The 14563-nt window shown below is 41.5% G+C and carries 16 protein-coding genes; 14 read left to right on the forward strand and 2 right to left on the reverse strand.

The genetic code is table 11. The features are described 5' to 3' along the window. The 12 genes from lptE (at position 1) to lipA (ending at position 10122) form a co-directional block, all read left to right on the forward strand. On the forward strand, positions 1 to 492 hold the full coding sequence (lptE, locus tag L3V38_RS10845) for an LPS assembly lipoprotein LptE (RefSeq protein ID WP_130151342.1): 492 nt from the start codon (positions 1 to 3) through the stop codon (positions 490 to 492). Then, entirely contained in the window at positions 492 to 1532 is a 1041-nt protein-coding gene (gene holA, locus L3V38_RS10850; RefSeq protein ID WP_237119406.1) for a DNA polymerase III subunit delta, read from the forward strand. The genes lptE and holA overlap by 1 nt, the downstream gene beginning before the upstream one ends. A gap of 12 nt (positions 1533 to 1544) precedes the next feature. Continuing rightward, on the forward strand, positions 1545 to 2180 hold the full coding sequence (gene nadD, locus L3V38_RS10855) for a nicotinate-nucleotide adenylyltransferase (protein ID WP_237119407.1): 636 nt from the start codon (positions 1545 to 1547) through the stop codon (positions 2178 to 2180). Positions 2181 to 2236: 56 nt separating this feature from the next. Next, complete coding sequence (gene rsfS, locus L3V38_RS10860; protein ID WP_062570647.1) at positions 2237 to 2554, forward strand: ribosome silencing factor; 318 nt, start codon at positions 2237 to 2239, stop codon at positions 2552 to 2554. A gap of 27 nt (positions 2555 to 2581) precedes the next feature. Next, complete coding sequence (gene rlmH / locus L3V38_RS10865; protein WP_062570646.1) at positions 2582 to 3052, forward strand: 23S rRNA (pseudouridine(1915)-N(3))-methyltransferase RlmH; 471 nt, start codon at positions 2582 to 2584, stop codon at positions 3050 to 3052. Positions 3053 to 3060: 8 nt separating this feature from the next. Further along, entirely contained in the window at positions 3061 to 4941 is a 1881-nt protein-coding gene (gene mrdA / locus L3V38_RS10870; protein WP_237119408.1) for a penicillin-binding protein 2, read from the forward strand. Further along, positions 4938 to 6044 (forward strand): rod shape-determining protein RodA, encoded by a 1107-nt coding sequence (gene rodA / locus L3V38_RS10875; protein WP_130151338.1) that lies wholly within the window; start codon positions 4938 to 4940, stop codon positions 6042 to 6044. The genes mrdA and rodA overlap by 4 nt, the downstream gene beginning before the upstream one ends. Continuing rightward, positions 6044 to 6811 carry a septal ring lytic transglycosylase RlpA family protein gene (locus tag L3V38_RS10880; protein WP_130151337.1) on the forward strand — a complete coding sequence of 256 codons (768 nt, stop codon included), beginning with the start codon at positions 6044 to 6046 and terminating at the stop codon, positions 6809 to 6811. Before rodA ends, L3V38_RS10880 begins: the two co-directional genes overlap by 1 nt. 54 nt (positions 6812 to 6865) lie before the next feature. Further along, complete coding sequence (locus L3V38_RS10885; protein ID WP_062570808.1) at positions 6866 to 8026, forward strand: serine hydrolase; 1161 nt, start codon at positions 6866 to 6868, stop codon at positions 8024 to 8026. Positions 8027 to 8208: 182 nt separating this feature from the next. Beyond that, positions 8209 to 8487 carry a DUF493 family protein YbeD gene (gene ybeD, locus L3V38_RS10890; RefSeq protein WP_062570642.1) on the forward strand — a complete coding sequence of 93 codons (279 nt, stop codon included), beginning with the start codon at positions 8209 to 8211 and terminating at the stop codon, positions 8485 to 8487. Between the two features lie 19 nt (positions 8488 to 8506). After that, positions 8507 to 9160 carry a lipoyl(octanoyl) transferase LipB gene (gene lipB, locus L3V38_RS10895; RefSeq protein WP_237119409.1) on the forward strand — a complete coding sequence of 218 codons (654 nt, stop codon included), beginning with the start codon at positions 8507 to 8509 and terminating at the stop codon, positions 9158 to 9160. Then, positions 9157 to 10122 carry a lipoyl synthase gene (lipA, locus tag L3V38_RS10900; RefSeq protein ID WP_130151335.1) on the forward strand — a complete coding sequence of 322 codons (966 nt, stop codon included), beginning with the start codon at positions 9157 to 9159 and terminating at the stop codon, positions 10120 to 10122. Before lipB ends, lipA begins: the two co-directional genes overlap by 4 nt. 38 nt (positions 10123 to 10160) lie before the next feature. Here lipA and L3V38_RS10905 read toward each other — a convergent pair whose 3' ends face one another. Together L3V38_RS10905 and L3V38_RS10910 are read right to left on the reverse strand one after the other, a co-directional pair. After that, the gene (locus tag L3V38_RS10905) at positions 10161 to 10667 is read right to left on the reverse strand and encodes a YdcF family protein (protein WP_237119410.1); all 507 of its coding nucleotides are present in this window, start codon (positions 10665 to 10667) and stop codon (positions 10161 to 10163) included. 9 nt (positions 10668 to 10676) lie between these two features. Then, positions 10677 to 11270, reverse strand: coding sequence for a TetR/AcrR family transcriptional regulator (locus L3V38_RS10910; protein ID WP_237119411.1), 594 nt, complete (start codon positions 11268 to 11270; stop codon positions 10677 to 10679). Positions 11271 to 11384: 114 nt separating this feature from the next. Here L3V38_RS10910 and L3V38_RS10915 point away from each other — a divergent pair, with 114 nt between their 5' ends. After that, entirely contained in the window at positions 11385 to 12464 is a 1080-nt protein-coding gene (locus tag L3V38_RS10915; protein WP_237119412.1) for an MBL fold metallo-hydrolase, read from the forward strand. A gap of 123 nt (positions 12465 to 12587) precedes the next feature. After that, complete coding sequence (locus L3V38_RS10920; RefSeq protein WP_237119413.1) at positions 12588 to 14210, forward strand: M28 family metallopeptidase; 1623 nt, start codon at positions 12588 to 12590, stop codon at positions 14208 to 14210. Positions 14211 to 14563: the final 353 nt, after the last annotated feature.

The following is a 14563-nucleotide window of genomic DNA, read 5'->3' on the forward strand; positions in this document are numbered from 1 at the left end:
ATGGCAGCGCTTCATGCACTTAAAAACGGACTAGCCCTTGCGCTAGTCTGTTTGCTACTAACAAGTTGTGGCTTTCATTTAAAGAAAGCCTCAAACTTACCTGACGATTTAAAAGTCATTTCACTGGTGGGTGATGATGAAAAGTCGGCCTTATTCGAGTTAGTGGAAAAAGAGCTGATTGCCAGTAAAGTTGACCTTCAGCATGGCGATCGATTATTGCCGGAGCTAACAATTCACAGAGATCGCTTAGAACGTCAAATCCTATCGTTATTCGACAATGGCCAAGTTGCAGAATATGAACTGGCCTACAGTGTTAGTTACACACTTAAGCGACCAGGTCAGCAAGCTATTAATCAAAACTTCGAGCTGTATCGTAATTACCAAGACGACCCTGATAATGCTCTTGCAAAAGCGAAGGAGCTTGACTTGCTATTAAGCGAGATTCGTAAGCAAGCGAGTCGTCGAATTGTACGAGAGTTATCACAACTGTAATGCGTTGCTATGCAAACCAGCTACCTAGCCAGTTAAAAAAAGGCCTTGCGCCTTTTTACATGGTGTTTGGTGAAGAGCCCTATCAAATTACACAGTGCATCATGCAGATTCGTCAAACGGCCAAACAACAAGGCTTTGACGAAGTTATTAAATTTACGCTAATGCCTGGCTTTGATTGGCAAGAAATCATTGCCCAATATCAAAGTATGTCGTTATTTAGTGCTCGTACTTTAATCGAGTTTGACTTAAACGAGCAAAAGCCTGGAACACAAGGCAGCCAAATATTTAAACAGCTCGTAGAGCTTGTCAATCCAGACACTATTTTAGTGCTAAAAGGTGCTAAAGCCGGTCAAGACATTCAGCGTAGCGCGTGGTTTAAAGCACTTGATAAACAGGGTGTGTTTGTACCTTGCTACCCGCTGACGGGGAATCACTTAAGTCGCTGGCTAGATGAGCGGTGTGACAGTTTAAACCTAAACCTGCACAACAATGCAAAGCAAAGCTTAATTGATGCCACTGAAGGAAACCTGCTTGCTTGCCATCAAGAACTTGAAAAACTATCGCTACTTTATGGAAGTGATTTAGTCGATCAACAAGCTGTAATGCAAGGACTACTTAATCAATCTAAGTTTGATATTTTCGATTTAAGTCATGCTCTTTTACAAGGTCAGTCTGAACAAGTCGTTAAAATTATGAGCAAACTTGCTGATGACAACACGGAAGCCATGAGTATCTTTTGGGCTATTAATAAAGAAGCAGCAAGTCTATTGGCAATGCAACACGGGCGCTTAAATGGTGCCAATATGGCTGATTTATACAAACAGTTTAATATTTGGAAAAACCAACAAGCAACGACTCAACAAGCCCTAAATCGCCTTAATATTAAAGCCCTTGAACAAATCACTAAACATCTGGCGCAGTTTGATGCCGCTTATAAGCAAGGGAATCTAGTTGCACCTTATCAAGCATTAACACATATATGTTTAGTGTTTTGTCAGCCTGTCGAAATGGCACTACCTTGCCATCCAGCATTCGACTAAGCGTGGTGATTGATGATTGCTATTTTTGGTGGCACATTTGACCCAATCCATCTAGGTCATATTAATATGGCTGAGCAATGTGTTCAGCAATGCGGCTTAAATACGCTTTATTTTATGCCCTGTGCAATACCTGCCCACAAAGCTAAGCCAGGTATAAGCGATGAGCACCGCATTAATATGCTCAAACTCGCGATTGAAAACAATCCACATTTTGCCATTGATTACCGAGAACTTAATCGAGATGGTGCGTCTTATTCACTGTTGAGCTTGCAAGAGCTGCGTGCAGAAAATCCAGCAGCGCCAATTATGTTCTTAATTGGAATGGATTCATTCAATAACCTAGATAAATGGTTTAAATGGCAAGATATTGTCAAGCTATGTCATATTGTGGTCTACCAACGCCCTGGGCAACACTGCCAAGTAACCGGTGAACTGGCTGATTATAAAACACACGCTGAAACGGATGACCTTCACCAACTAGCGCATAACCATGCAGGTAAGCTGTTCTTTTTAAATGGCTTACAAGTTGATGCCGCATCCAGTAAAATCAGAAAAAAACTACTTTTAGATGATGACATGACGGAACTTTTACCACACAGCGTCAGTCAATACATTGCGCAGCATCATCTTTACCAAACAGATGAATAAATAGCGGTTGCGTGATAAAATAACAAATTACGATAATTTAATTTTGAGAAAACACTTTGGATTCTAAACAACTACTCGCCTTTGCCCTTGATAAAATCGACGATATGAAAGCTCGTGATGTGGTACAACTCGATGTTCGTGGTAAATCTGATATTACTGACTATATGTTAGTGTGCTCTGGTAACTCTAAGCGTCACGTACAATCAATTGCCGATCACGTTGCCAAAGAGGCGCGTCACGCGGGTGAAGAGCCGCTTGGTTATGAAGGCCAAAACGAAGGCGAATGGGTACTTGTTGACCTAGGTGATGTTGTTGTACACGTAATGCAAGATCAAACACGTGACTTCTATGATCTAGAGAAACTTTGGGGTTAACCCTTAGCAAGAACATAGGTACGCATTTTGAAGATACAATTGATTGCTGTTGGCACAAAAATGCCAGCATGGGTTGAAACCGGATTTACAGAGTATCAACGCCGTTTTCCGCGTGATATGCCACTTGAACTTGTTGAGATACCAGCAGGAAAGCGTGGTAAAAATGCGGATATCAAACGTATTTTACAACTCGAAGGTGAAAAAACCTTGGCGGCTATTCCAAAGGGTAACCGTATTGTTACTTTGGAAGTAACCGGTAAACCAATGGATACGCATCAACTCGCTAAGAGTATGGAGAAGTGGCAACTTGATGGACGTGATGTTAGCTTGTTAATTGGTGGCCCTGAAGGCTTAGCACCTGAATGTATCGCAGCCTCTGAACAAAAGTGGTCACTATCAAACCTAACACTACCGCACCCTTTAGTGCGTATTATTGTTGCCGAAAGCCTTTACCGTGGCTGGAGCTTGAATAACAACCACCCTTATCATCGCGAGTAGTAAAAACAATGCGAAAACACAGACCCACGATTCGAGACCACTCGGCTGAAGCAAACTTATTTGCTCGCCGAGCATTTGTGGGTTTTGTGTTTGTTACCCTGCTAATTGGTGTCTTATTATCAAATTTATATAACATACAGGTAATTGATCACCAAGATTACCAAACTCGTTCGAACGATAATCGTATTAAAGTCATTCCGATTGCGCCCAATCGTGGCCTTATCTATGATCGAAATGGGGTATTACTGGCCGAAAACAAACCAGTTTACAATCTTGAAGTGATCCCTGAAGATGTCGACGACCTCGATAAAGCGCTCACAGCTGTTCAACAGATTATCGATATCAGTGAACAACAAAAAGCTGACTTTTTAGATGATATAAAGCATAACCGTCGCTTTAAAAGCCAAGTACTAAAATCACGATTAAATGAAACCGAAGTAGCAAAGTTTTCGGTAAATCAGCATAAATTCCCAGGGTTTAGTATTGAAGCTCGCCTCGCTCGCTACTACCCATATGGTGATACCCTCACCCATGCCTTAGGTTATGTTGCTAAGCTTAATAAAAAAGAGCTTACAAAACTCGAGGCGGAGGATCAGGCGACTAACTACCGTGCAACGCACGACATTGGTAAGCTAGGTATCGAAAAGTATTACGAAGAACTCCTGCATGGTATGGTTGGCTCACAACGTGTTGAAGTAAATAACCGTGGTCGAGTAATTCGTACTCTTAGCCTTACCCCACCAGAACCTGGCCATGATTTAGTGCTTACCCTCGATATAGGTTTACAGCAAATTGCCCAACATGCCTTAAAAGATATGCGGGGTGCGGTTGTTGTGCTTGATGCCAAAGATGGCGGAGTATTGGCGCTATACTCAAATCCAAGCTACGACCCTAACTTGTTTGTGCATGGTATCAGTAGCAAAGATTACAAAGAATTACTAAACCCTGATCGACCACTTATAAATCGTACAACCCAAGGCCGATATGCCCCTGCATCAACAGTGAAGCCACACATGGCTATTTTGGCATTGGAAGAAGGGCTGGTCACCGAGCAAACAAAAATTTGGGACCCTGGCTTTTTTCAAATACCTAATGTTGAACACAAATGGCGTGACTGGAGACGTTGGGGCCATGGTCATGTCGATGTTTACAAAGCCATTGAAGAGTCATGTGATACCTACTTTTACGATGTAGCTTACCGATTAGGCATCACTAAAATCAGTGACTTTATGACTCAGTTTGGCTTTGGCGAGCTCTCTGGTATTGATATTCATGAAGAAACAACGGCAATTATGCCATCCAAAGAATGGAAAGAAGCCCGTTTCAGAGAATCGTGGTGGCGAGGCGATACAATTTCAGTGGGTATCGGACAAGGCTATTGGACTGCCACTCCGATGCAAATAGCCAATGCAACTAACATTTTGGTGAACCGTGGTTTGGACCACCCTCCTCATCTTGTTCAAGTAGCCAAAAAAGAAAACGAAGTAACGCAAATCAATAATGATGAAAAACCACCTGTGGTACTTAAAAATCCACATCACTGGCAAATTGCACTTGATGCTATGCACAACACCGTACATAAAGTAACAGGGACAGCCCATAAAGCATTTAAAGGGGCGACTTATGACCCTGCTGGCAAAACGGGAACCGCACAAGTTGTCAGTATTGCACAAGGTGAGCGTTATGACGCTAAGTCATTAAAAGAGCGCCAACGTGATAACGCGATTTATATTGGTTTTGCACCCTATAATGACCCACAAATTGTTGTTTCTGTGGTCGTAGAAAATACTGGTGGTGGTAGTACCGTTGGTGCGCCAATCGCCCGCCAGTTAATGGATTACTATTTTTCGGCTAACCCAATTCAAACAGCTCAAAGTGACGCGCCATGATCCCATTAAATAAAAAACGCTCTATTTGGCAGCGCCTTCACCTCGATTTACCACTTCTTATAGCCCTTATGGCTATGATGGTAGCGAGTCTTGCTATCGTATACAGCGCCAGTGGCCAAGACTCGGCGATGATGATTCGTCATGCAACCCGTATGTTTGGTGCAGTGCTAGGTATGTTTATTCTTGCTCAATTTTCACCTAATACATTAAAAAGCATGGTTATACCCCTTTATTGTGTGGGGCTTCTGATGCTGGTTGGTGTTTTGCTATTCGGCGTTAGCTCAAAAGGTGCTCAGCGTTGGCTTGATTTGGGGGTAACGCGATTTCAACCGTCTGAATTAATGAAAATAGCCGTTCCTATGATGGTTGCATGGTATATCGGGCGTAACCACTTACCACCGAGAGTCATCCACCTAATTATTGGTTTTGCGATCGTGATGGTACCAACCGTCTTAATAAAAGAGCAACCTGACTTAGGTACCTCGATTTTAATTGCCAGTTCTGGCATCTTTGTGTTGTTTTTGTCTGGTTTAAGTTGGCGCTTGATTGGTTTTTTTAGTGCAACCATCGCGCTCGCTGCATGGCCATTTTGGCATTACGGAATGCACGACTACCAACGCCAACGGGTGCTCACGTTTTTAGATCCTGAAAGTGACCCTCTTGGTTCTGGCTACCACATAATTCAGTCAAAAATAGCCATTGGTTCTGGTGGTATAGAAGGAAAAGGTTGGCTGCAAGGTACACAATCACAACTCGAGTTTTTACCAGAAAGGCACACTGACTTTATTTTTTCAGTACTCAGTGAAGAGTTTGGTCTTTTTGGTGTTTGCTTACTGCTTTGCATGTACCTATTTATCATAGGTCGCGGACTCTACATTGCTGTTAATGCCCAAGATGCATTTGGTAAACTTCTAGCGGGAGCGCTCACGTTAACCTTTTTTGTTTATGTATTTGTAAATATTGGCATGGTATCGGGTTTACTCCCTGTAGTGGGTGTTCCCTTACCATTAATTAGTTACGGTGGCACATCGATGGTAACCCTGATGGCCGGATTTGGTATTATTATGTCCATCGCTACCGATAAAAGGATGCTTTTAAAATAATGATAAACCGCGTGAACCTTCTATTTATTGTTTTAATGTGTGTGTTGCTAACAGCATGTAGCTCTTCTTCACAACGAGGCAGGTATGCAATGGAACATGATGCTGCTCCGCTGCGTAAGCCTACAGAGCTTGAAATGCAAGATGCCGTCGTCACACCTGTAGTGAAAAGTGCAAGTGCTGGTCGTCCTTATGAAGTACTAGGTAAACGCTACACACCTATGCTTGATGAAACCGGTTATTCTGAGGAAGGTATAGCGTCGTGGTACGGTCGAAAATTTCATAATTACCACACCTCTAACGGCGAAATATACGATATGTTTGCTATGTCTGCCGCTCATAAAACGCTGCCTTTACCCAGTTTTGCCCGTGTGACTAATTTAGATAATGGTAAATCGGTAATCGTACGAGTAAATGATCGCGGCCCTTTTCATGATGACAGGTTAATTGACCTGTCCTATTCAGCCGCTTACAAGCTAGGCTATTACACAAAAGGTACAGCGCGTGTTAAGGTTGAAGCAATTACACTTGCCGATTCTGCCCCACGTTTAAGTTACATACAGGTTGCTGCAGGCAGTACACTTGCTAACGTCGAAGCTCTCGCGTTTCAATTGCGTCAGCAATACCATGTACCAACAAATATTGTTGAAAAAGACGGAATTTATCGTTTGCGACTCGGTCCAATCAAAGATGCTGCAGAAGCACAAACTGTCTTGAACAAATTAAAACAAAACCAATTTCAGAACGCGTTCTTGCTTTACAGTGAGTAAGACCTTTAGAATAGGTTAACGCGACATGTTTAACTTTAACCATTAATGAGTATGATGAAATCTATAAAATATAAAATCTTAAGTGGCGTTTGTGGCCTTGTTTGCACTGCTAGCGTTTTCTCTGCAACAGCCCAAATCATCCCTGCCCCACCTCAAGTTAATGCGAAAGGTTACTTCTTGGTTGATTTCACCACCGGTAAAGTGATCGCAGAAGGCGAAGCCGATACCAAATTGGCGCCTGCAAGTTTAACCAAAATGATGACCAGTTATGTAATTGGTACTGAAATTAAAGCAGGTAACATATCACCTACAGATATGGTTACTGTAAGTGAAAAAGCGTGGGCAAAGAATTTCCCTGAATCATCAAAAATGTTTATCGAAGTTGGTAAACAGATCAGTGTTGACGATCTTAACCATGGCATCATCATTCAATCTGGTAACGATGCCTGTGTGGCAATGGCCGAGCATATTGCTGGTAGTGAAAGTGCATTTGCTGATTTAATGAATGCTCATGCTGAAAAATTAGGTATGACTAACAGCCACTTTATCAATAGCCATGGTTTAGATACAACTGAGCATTTTACAACTCCACGCGATATGGCGACACTGGGCGCTGCACTTATTCGTGACGTACCTGATGAATACGAAGTGTATGCTAAAAAATCATTCACTTATAATGGCATTAAACAATATAACCGTAACTCATTGTTATGGGATGAGAGCATGAATGTTGATGGCATCAAAACTGGCCACACATCAGAAGCGGGTTATAGCTTAGTGAGCTCTGCGACTAAAGACGATATGCGTTTAATTGCTGTCATTATGGGCGCAGAAAGTGAGCGCGCACGTAAAGTTGAAAGTAAAAAATTACTTAACTATGGCTTTCGCTTTTTCGAAACGATTACACCGTACAAAGCTGGCGATAGCTTCGCAGAGCAACGTATTTGGATGGGTAACAAAGAAAATGTATCTTTGGGTATTTTAGAAGATACACCGATTACGATCCCTCGTGGTCAACGTAAAAATTTAAAAGCAAACTTTGAGCTTGATAAAACCTTAGAAGCACCGCTTGAAAAAGGGACAAAAGTAGGTACTTTATTTTTACAGCTTGAAGGTGAAGAAATCGCGCAATATCCACTAGTTACACTAGAGGAAGTAGCAGAAGGTAGCTTCTTTAGCAAAATTTATGATTACCTACGTTTACAAATAATGTAATAACGAATAAAAGATTATAAACGCCTTGCATCGCAAGGCGTTTTTTTTTGCCTGAAAAATGATAGAATGCGCCCCATATCAGTCGCGCTGGGTCGAGTGCGTCATAACCTAGTTTGCTTAACGCCAAGAAATGGCCGAGAAAATCTCTATTAAGCACACTCACTGTTTGAGGAGTCACCGTCGTGGTTCAACCTGTTAAAAATACTAAGTTTGATGAGTATTTAGACTTCCCTTGCCCATTTACATTTAAAATCATGGGCTTAGCAAATGTAAACTTGACAGATCAAGTCTTAGAAAAGCTGCAACCTATTGCACCAGGTGATTACGCACCTAAAGTAAAGCCAAGCAGCAAAGGTAATTACGAATCAGTAACGCTTGTTGCAACGGTCACAAGCAAAGAGCACATTGAAGAAATCTATAACGTGATCAGCAACATCGATGACGTACGTCATATGCTATAGGCTGATTACGGAGTAAGTCGTGAGCGAAAGAGAATTAATCGTTCGTCAGTTAGGTCGTCAGCGTTACATGCCTACTTGGCAAAAAATGCAATCTTTTACTGATACTCGTGATGAACATACCGCGGATGAAATCTGGTTAGTAGAACACGAACCTGTATTTACACAAGGCCAAGCAGGTAAAGCAGAACACTTGCTAAACACGGGTGATATTGAAGTTATTCAAGTGGATCGTGGTGGCCAAGTTACCTATCACGGACCAGGTCAACAAATGATGTACGTGCTGTTTAATTTACGTCGTTTAAATATTGGTGTGCGTGAACTCGTCACTTGGTTAGAAGAGTGTATTATAGATACGCTTAAAGATTATGATATTGATGCTTACGCCAAAGCCGATGCACCAGGTGTCTACGTAAACGATAGTAAAGTGGCCTCACTTGGTCTTCGCGTTCGTCGCGGCTGCTCTTTCCACGGTTTAGCACTGAATGTAAACATGGATTTAGCGCCTTTTTTACGGATCAATCCATGCGGCTATGCAGGTATGAACATGGTGCAAACAACCGACTTACATGGCCCACAAAATCTCGAGCAAGCAGGTGCAGGGCTTGTAAAACACATGATTAAAAAGCTTAATGCTACTGTGGTTAAGCACACTGAAGGGTTTGAAAACGAATGAATAAACCAGTCAAAATGGAACCAGGCGTAAAACTGCGTGATGCAGAGAAAATGGCGCTGATCCCAGTTAAAGTTTTACCAACTGAAAAAAACGAGATGTTGCGTAAGCCAGAATGGCTAAAAATTCGCTTACCAAAATCAACCGAACGTATTGATGGCATTAAACAAGCTATGCGTAAGCATGGTTTACACTCAGTATGTGAAGAAGCATCGTGCCCTAACCTATCTGAATGTTTCAACCACGGTACTGCGACCTTTATGATTCTAGGTGCAATTTGTACACGTCGCTGTCCATTCTGTGATGTTGCACACGGCCGTCCATTAAAGCCAGATGCAGCAGAGCCAGAGAAACTGGCACTGACTATCAAAGATATGAAGCTAAGCTACGTTGTAATCACATCGGTTGATCGCGATGATTTACGCGACGGTGGTGCACAACACTTTGCTGATTGTATCCGCGAGATTCGTAAGCATAACCCTAAGATCACGATTGAAATTCTTGTGCCTGATTTCCGTGGCCGTATGGACCGTGCTCTTGATATCTTAATTGAAACACCACCTGATGTATTCAACCATAACCTCGAGACTGCACCACGTTTATACAAGCTTGCTCGTCCAGGGGCTGACTATAAATGGTCACTTGAGCTATTACGCCGTTTTAAAGAAGCACACCCTAATGTGAAAACAAAGTCTGGCTTGATGGTAGGTTTAGGTGAAGAAATTAGCGAGATTGAAGAAGTGCTACGCGACCTTCGCGAAAATAACGTTGATATGCTAACTGTAGGTCAATACCTACAACCCTCTAAACACCATCTAGCAGTAAAGCGTTACGTCCCACCAGCAGAGTTTGATGCTTTAAAAGACTATGCAGATGAGATTGGCTTTACGCATGCTGCCTGCGGCCCGTTTGTTCGCTCAAGCTATCATGCTGACCAACAAGCAGCTGGTAAAGAAGTAAAATAATACGCCAGTATATAAAACTAAAAAAAGGCCGCGATATTTTATAATTCGCGGCTTTTTAGTTGATTAATATTCTCTTCTTCTCTGAGCATTGCAGACTGCTCATGAGCGTATAGTTTCACAAGTTCAGCTTCAGAGATGGGCGTTATAGCCGACACACTCTGCAAAATCATAGAAGGAAACACGTGCTTAAAAACATACCCAACACGCTCAATGTGAAACTCTGAACTGACTAAAATTAACCTTTGAATGCCCGCTGCTTCTAAAATAGGTTTTGCAAGTGTCGCATCTTCTAACGTAAACCGGCTGGGTGCATTATCTAAAAAAACTTTTTCAGCAACACCTAAGCTCATTAAATATCGTTGCGTTAAATAACCATGTGGGTGAGCACTGAGATTAAAACTACCGTAACCCCCAGTACATAAAATATAGCTACTTGGGTTATTTAAATACACCTCGAATGCTTTATCACAACGACTTTTTGCAATTACCGATAAGCTGCCATCCGCCTCATTAGGTGCACCGAGTACGACAATCCCTGTTTTCATTTGCAGTCCTTAAACTTGGTATCGGGCTAAAAACATTTTAACCGTTTGCCTAATAATCTCTGCGTTGGCTTTACTGTCTTGTTGCTCAAAACCATAAAGTAACGGATAAAAAATTAATGACTTTAATTGGTAGACAAACTGTTTAGCTGCAAACTCTGCATCTTCAACTTGTAATTTCTGAGCGAGCGTAGCTTGTTCTAAAAACGCCACTAAATCTTGCATACACCCCATACTATTATTAGCAAGTGATTTGGCCAAGTCAGGCTGCTGTAACATCTGCATAAAAGCAACTTTTGCTACTTTTAAAAACTCCTTAGACGTTAATAAAGCAACTTCTTGTTCAGCTATTTGTGTAAGCTGCTCATTGACGGGTTTATCGCTATTAAAAAGCACAGCATTATCTTTACGTACCTTTTCAAACATAAAGACTAAAATAGCCTGAAACAACACATCCTTATTCTCAAAGTGGTTGTAAACCGTTCGCTTCGAAACCTCTGCTAAACTCGCTACCTGATCCATACTGGTATGCTCAAATCCTTGCTGAAAGAAAAGAGTTTCTGCAGCATTTAAAATATCTAATCGCTTTCTTTGTGATAATTTCATCGACCCCTCCGATTACCTAGCTAGTGTAACGCAAAAACAAAAATTGCACTATATAGTTTACTTTTAATATAAACCATGAAAAACTACACTGTGTAGTTTACTTGTGGTGACAATATGAAATTTCTTAAATGGCTAGCAAGCGCCGCTCTATGCATCGTGATGGGAGTGTTTATTATGAATAATCAATTAGTTGCTGAAGGTGTGAGTAACAACAGCCACTCAGCACAATTAACAGACGGCAAGTTTCACAATAGCGCTCAAGTTGAAAGACCTAGCTTTAAGAAAACACTAGGTATCTTCAAACGATTCATTACTGAAAAGAAAATTGATGCTGAGCCTAAAGGTGATCTTCCAATGCACTCTGTTTCTAATGCACAACTTGAGCGTTTATCAAATGACACAGTGCATTTTGTAAAGTTAGGTCATTCATCTATTTTAGCGAAAGTGTATGGCGAATACTGGCTATTTGATCCAGTATTTTCAGAGCGCGCTTCGCCTTTTACATTTATGGGTCCAAAACGCTTTCAGCCAACACCGATCAGCATTGAAGAGTTACCAAACATCGCAAAAGTGTTTATTTCACACAACCATTATGACCACTTAGATAAAGCGGCAATTAAACAACTAGTCGATAAAACGGTGTCTTTTTATGTGCCGCTTGGTGTCGAAAACGACCTTAAAAAATGGGGCGTTGATGAACAAAAAGTGCATAGTTTTGATTGGTGGCAAGAGCAAAATACGGCAAATAGCCAAATTGTATTTACACCAACACAGCACTTCTCTGGCCGTGGTTTAACTGATGGCAACAAAACACTATGGGGTTCATGGGCAATTAAGGTCAACAATAAGCGCTTTTACTTCAGTGGAGACTCCGGTTACTTTGCAGGTTTTAAAGAAATTGGCGACCGCTATGGGCCATTTGATATTACTTTTATAGAAACAGGTGCCTATGATAAAGATTGGGCTGATATTCACATGACACCCGAGCAGTCTGTACAAGCACATTTAGACCTCAAAGGCGATGTGATGGTGCCTGTCCACAATGGTACTTTCGACTTAGCCTTTCATGCATGGTATGACCCACTAAGGCGCGTTGCAAAAAAAGCCGCACAAGAGCATGTTTCGCTCAGCACACCGCTAGTTGGTGAGATATTTAAAATTCAAGATTCTGTTATCGATAAAGCATGGTGGTAAAATTAAAGGATGCGAAGTGCATGACTACCCTTTCATCTTGAATAATTAGTTATTGAAAGCGTCTTTCTGGACAGTCCCACTTCCTGCCAATATAGTGAGACTCTGTTCAACAAACCAGAAAAAATGATGATAACCTACTTAAAATACGCAAGCCTAGCCTTTGCAGTTGGTTTAGCGGGCTGCTCAGAGCCTGCATCAAATACTAGTGAAAGCGTAATAAACAATGAAACTGTGAACATTGACAATGTACGCTCACATATTAAAACACTTGCTTCTGATGAATTTTTAGGTCGTGGACCGCTAACGGAAGGCGAAACGCTAACAATTAACTACCTAGCAAATGAATATAAAAAACTTGGCCTAACAGGCAGCTACAAAGGCGAGTTTTTGCAACCTGTTACTATGGCGAAACTCACGCCTGATCAAAACATGACATTGAAAGTCGGTGATCTAAGTTTCAATGCAGGCAGTGACTTTACTGCTCGCACTCAACAAATTAATCCAGAAATTAATATTGATGGTTCTGATGTTGTGTTTGTTGGCTACGGTATTAATGCACCTGAATATAATTGGAATGACTTTGCCGATATTGATGTCAAAGACAAAACAATCATAGTACTTGTTAATGATCCAGGTTTTGCTACTCAAGATGAGACGCTATTCACTGGTAATGCGATGACCTATTATGGTCGTTGGACTTACAAATACGAAGAAGGCGCACATCAGGGTGCAAAAGCTGTTTTCATCGTCCACGAAACAGCCCCTGCTGCTTACCCTTGGGGCGTTGTAGAAAGCTCTAACACGGGCAGTAAATATACCTTAATCGACCAAGCTAACAATGCCTCAGACGTCCCTGTTATGGGTTGGATTGATGAACAAGCTGCCAATGAAATATTCGCGCAAGCAGGTTTTGATTATCAAACTGAAAAAGCCAACGCATTAAAAGCAGACTTTCGACCAGTTGATTTAAAAGCGAAAGCAGCGCTGACACTGAAAAGTGATATCTCTCAAGCGCAATCGCATAACGTTGTTGCAACGCTTAAAGGTAGTGAAACCCCTGATGAGTACATTGTCATTGGTGCACATTGGGATCATTTTGGTACCAAGCAAACTGATGATGGGCTGAAGATTTACAATGGTGCTGTTGATAATGCATCTGGGAGCGCAGCGACAGTTGAAATTGCTCGCATTCTTAGTGAAATGCACAAGAAAAAGCCATTTAAACGCTCTATTATCTTCGCCAACTTCACCGCAGAAGAAACTGGCTTAATTGGCTCTGAGCAATTTGCTACCGGTGAGATTGTGCCTACAAAACACATGGTGGCACTACTAAACATTGATGGCATGAATGTGCTTGATGGCGTTGATTACATTTTACAATATGGAAAAGGCATGTCTGAAATGGAAGACTACCTAGCTGATGCAGCCAAAGCACAAGGCCGCCACGTTAAAATGGACCCTCGTCCTCAAAACGGCCTGTTTTTTCGCTCAGACCACTTCTCTTTAGCTAAACAAGGTGTGCCTAGCTTGTTGTTTATGAGCCTAGGTGATACCGACCCAGACTACATTGCTCATAAATACCATAAAGAAGCAGATGACTATTCGCCACAATGGTCAATGGGTGGCGTTGAGCAAGATATTGAACTCATTGTTGATATTGCTGCCAAGCTTGCCAATAACGGTGATTGGCCAAAGTGGAAAGCTGATTCTGACTTCAAAGCTCGCCGTTTAGAAGATAGGAAATAATTAAGCATTCGCTGAATGACGCTAACTCGAACAATCAGATTCGATGAATGAAATTGAATTTGATTGTTCGAATTTTTGCCTTATTCATCGACAGAGATAATATGAGAGTTATTAGGTATTTCATTCCTCTTCCTTAATACAACTTCCTACTTTTTTTTTCATTCTGCTTACCTGTCGGTATGTGTCATTAAATGAATACCAAGCTTACGTCATAACACTAAGCCAAATTTCCAATTACATAAGACCCAAAAATAGCACTCACTTTTTAATTTTAACAAGTTAGCAGCATTATTTATTAATGATAATTAGATTCTGTACTGTAAGAAGCAAGTGATGAACTAGGCAAGAGTCAA

Origin of the sequence: Pseudoalteromonas sp. L1 (assembly GCF_021728095.1) — a bacterium.
Lineage (GTDB): Bacteria > Pseudomonadota > Gammaproteobacteria > Enterobacterales > Alteromonadaceae > Pseudoalteromonas.

Bases quoted from the DNA above. Each gene is read 5' to 3' on its own strand.
- lptE (WP_130151342.1), top strand. From the start codon at position 1: ATGGCAGCGCTTCATGCACTTAAAAACGGACTAGCCCTTGCGCTAGTC.
- holA (WP_237119406.1), top strand. From the start codon at position 492: ATGCGTTGCTATGCAAACCAGCTACCTAGCCAGTTAAAAAAAGGCCTT.
- nadD (WP_237119407.1), top strand. From the start codon at position 1,545: ATGATTGCTATTTTTGGTGGCACATTTGACCCAATCCATCTAGGTCAT.
- mrdA (WP_237119408.1), top strand. From the start codon at position 3,061: ATGCGAAAACACAGACCCACGATTCGAGACCACTCGGCTGAAGCAAAC.
- rodA (WP_130151338.1), top strand. From the start codon at position 4,938: ATGATCCCATTAAATAAAAAACGCTCTATTTGGCAGCGCCTTCACCTC.
- L3V38_RS10880 (WP_130151337.1), top strand. From the start codon at position 6,044: ATGATAAACCGCGTGAACCTTCTATTTATTGTTTTAATGTGTGTGTTG.
- L3V38_RS10885 (WP_062570808.1), top strand. From the start codon at position 6,866: ATGAAATCTATAAAATATAAAATCTTAAGTGGCGTTTGTGGCCTTGTT.
- lipA (WP_130151335.1), top strand. From the start codon at position 9,157: ATGAATAAACCAGTCAAAATGGAACCAGGCGTAAAACTGCGTGATGCA.
- L3V38_RS10905 (WP_237119410.1), bottom strand. From the start codon at position 10,667: ATGAAAACAGGGATTGTCGTACTCGGTGCACCTAATGAGGCGGATGGC.
- L3V38_RS10910 (WP_237119411.1), bottom strand. From the start codon at position 11,270: ATGAAATTATCACAAAGAAAGCGATTAGATATTTTAAATGCTGCAGAA.
- L3V38_RS10915 (WP_237119412.1), top strand. From the start codon at position 11,385: ATGAAATTTCTTAAATGGCTAGCAAGCGCCGCTCTATGCATCGTGATG.
- L3V38_RS10920 (WP_237119413.1), top strand. From the start codon at position 12,588: ATGATGATAACCTACTTAAAATACGCAAGCCTAGCCTTTGCAGTTGGT.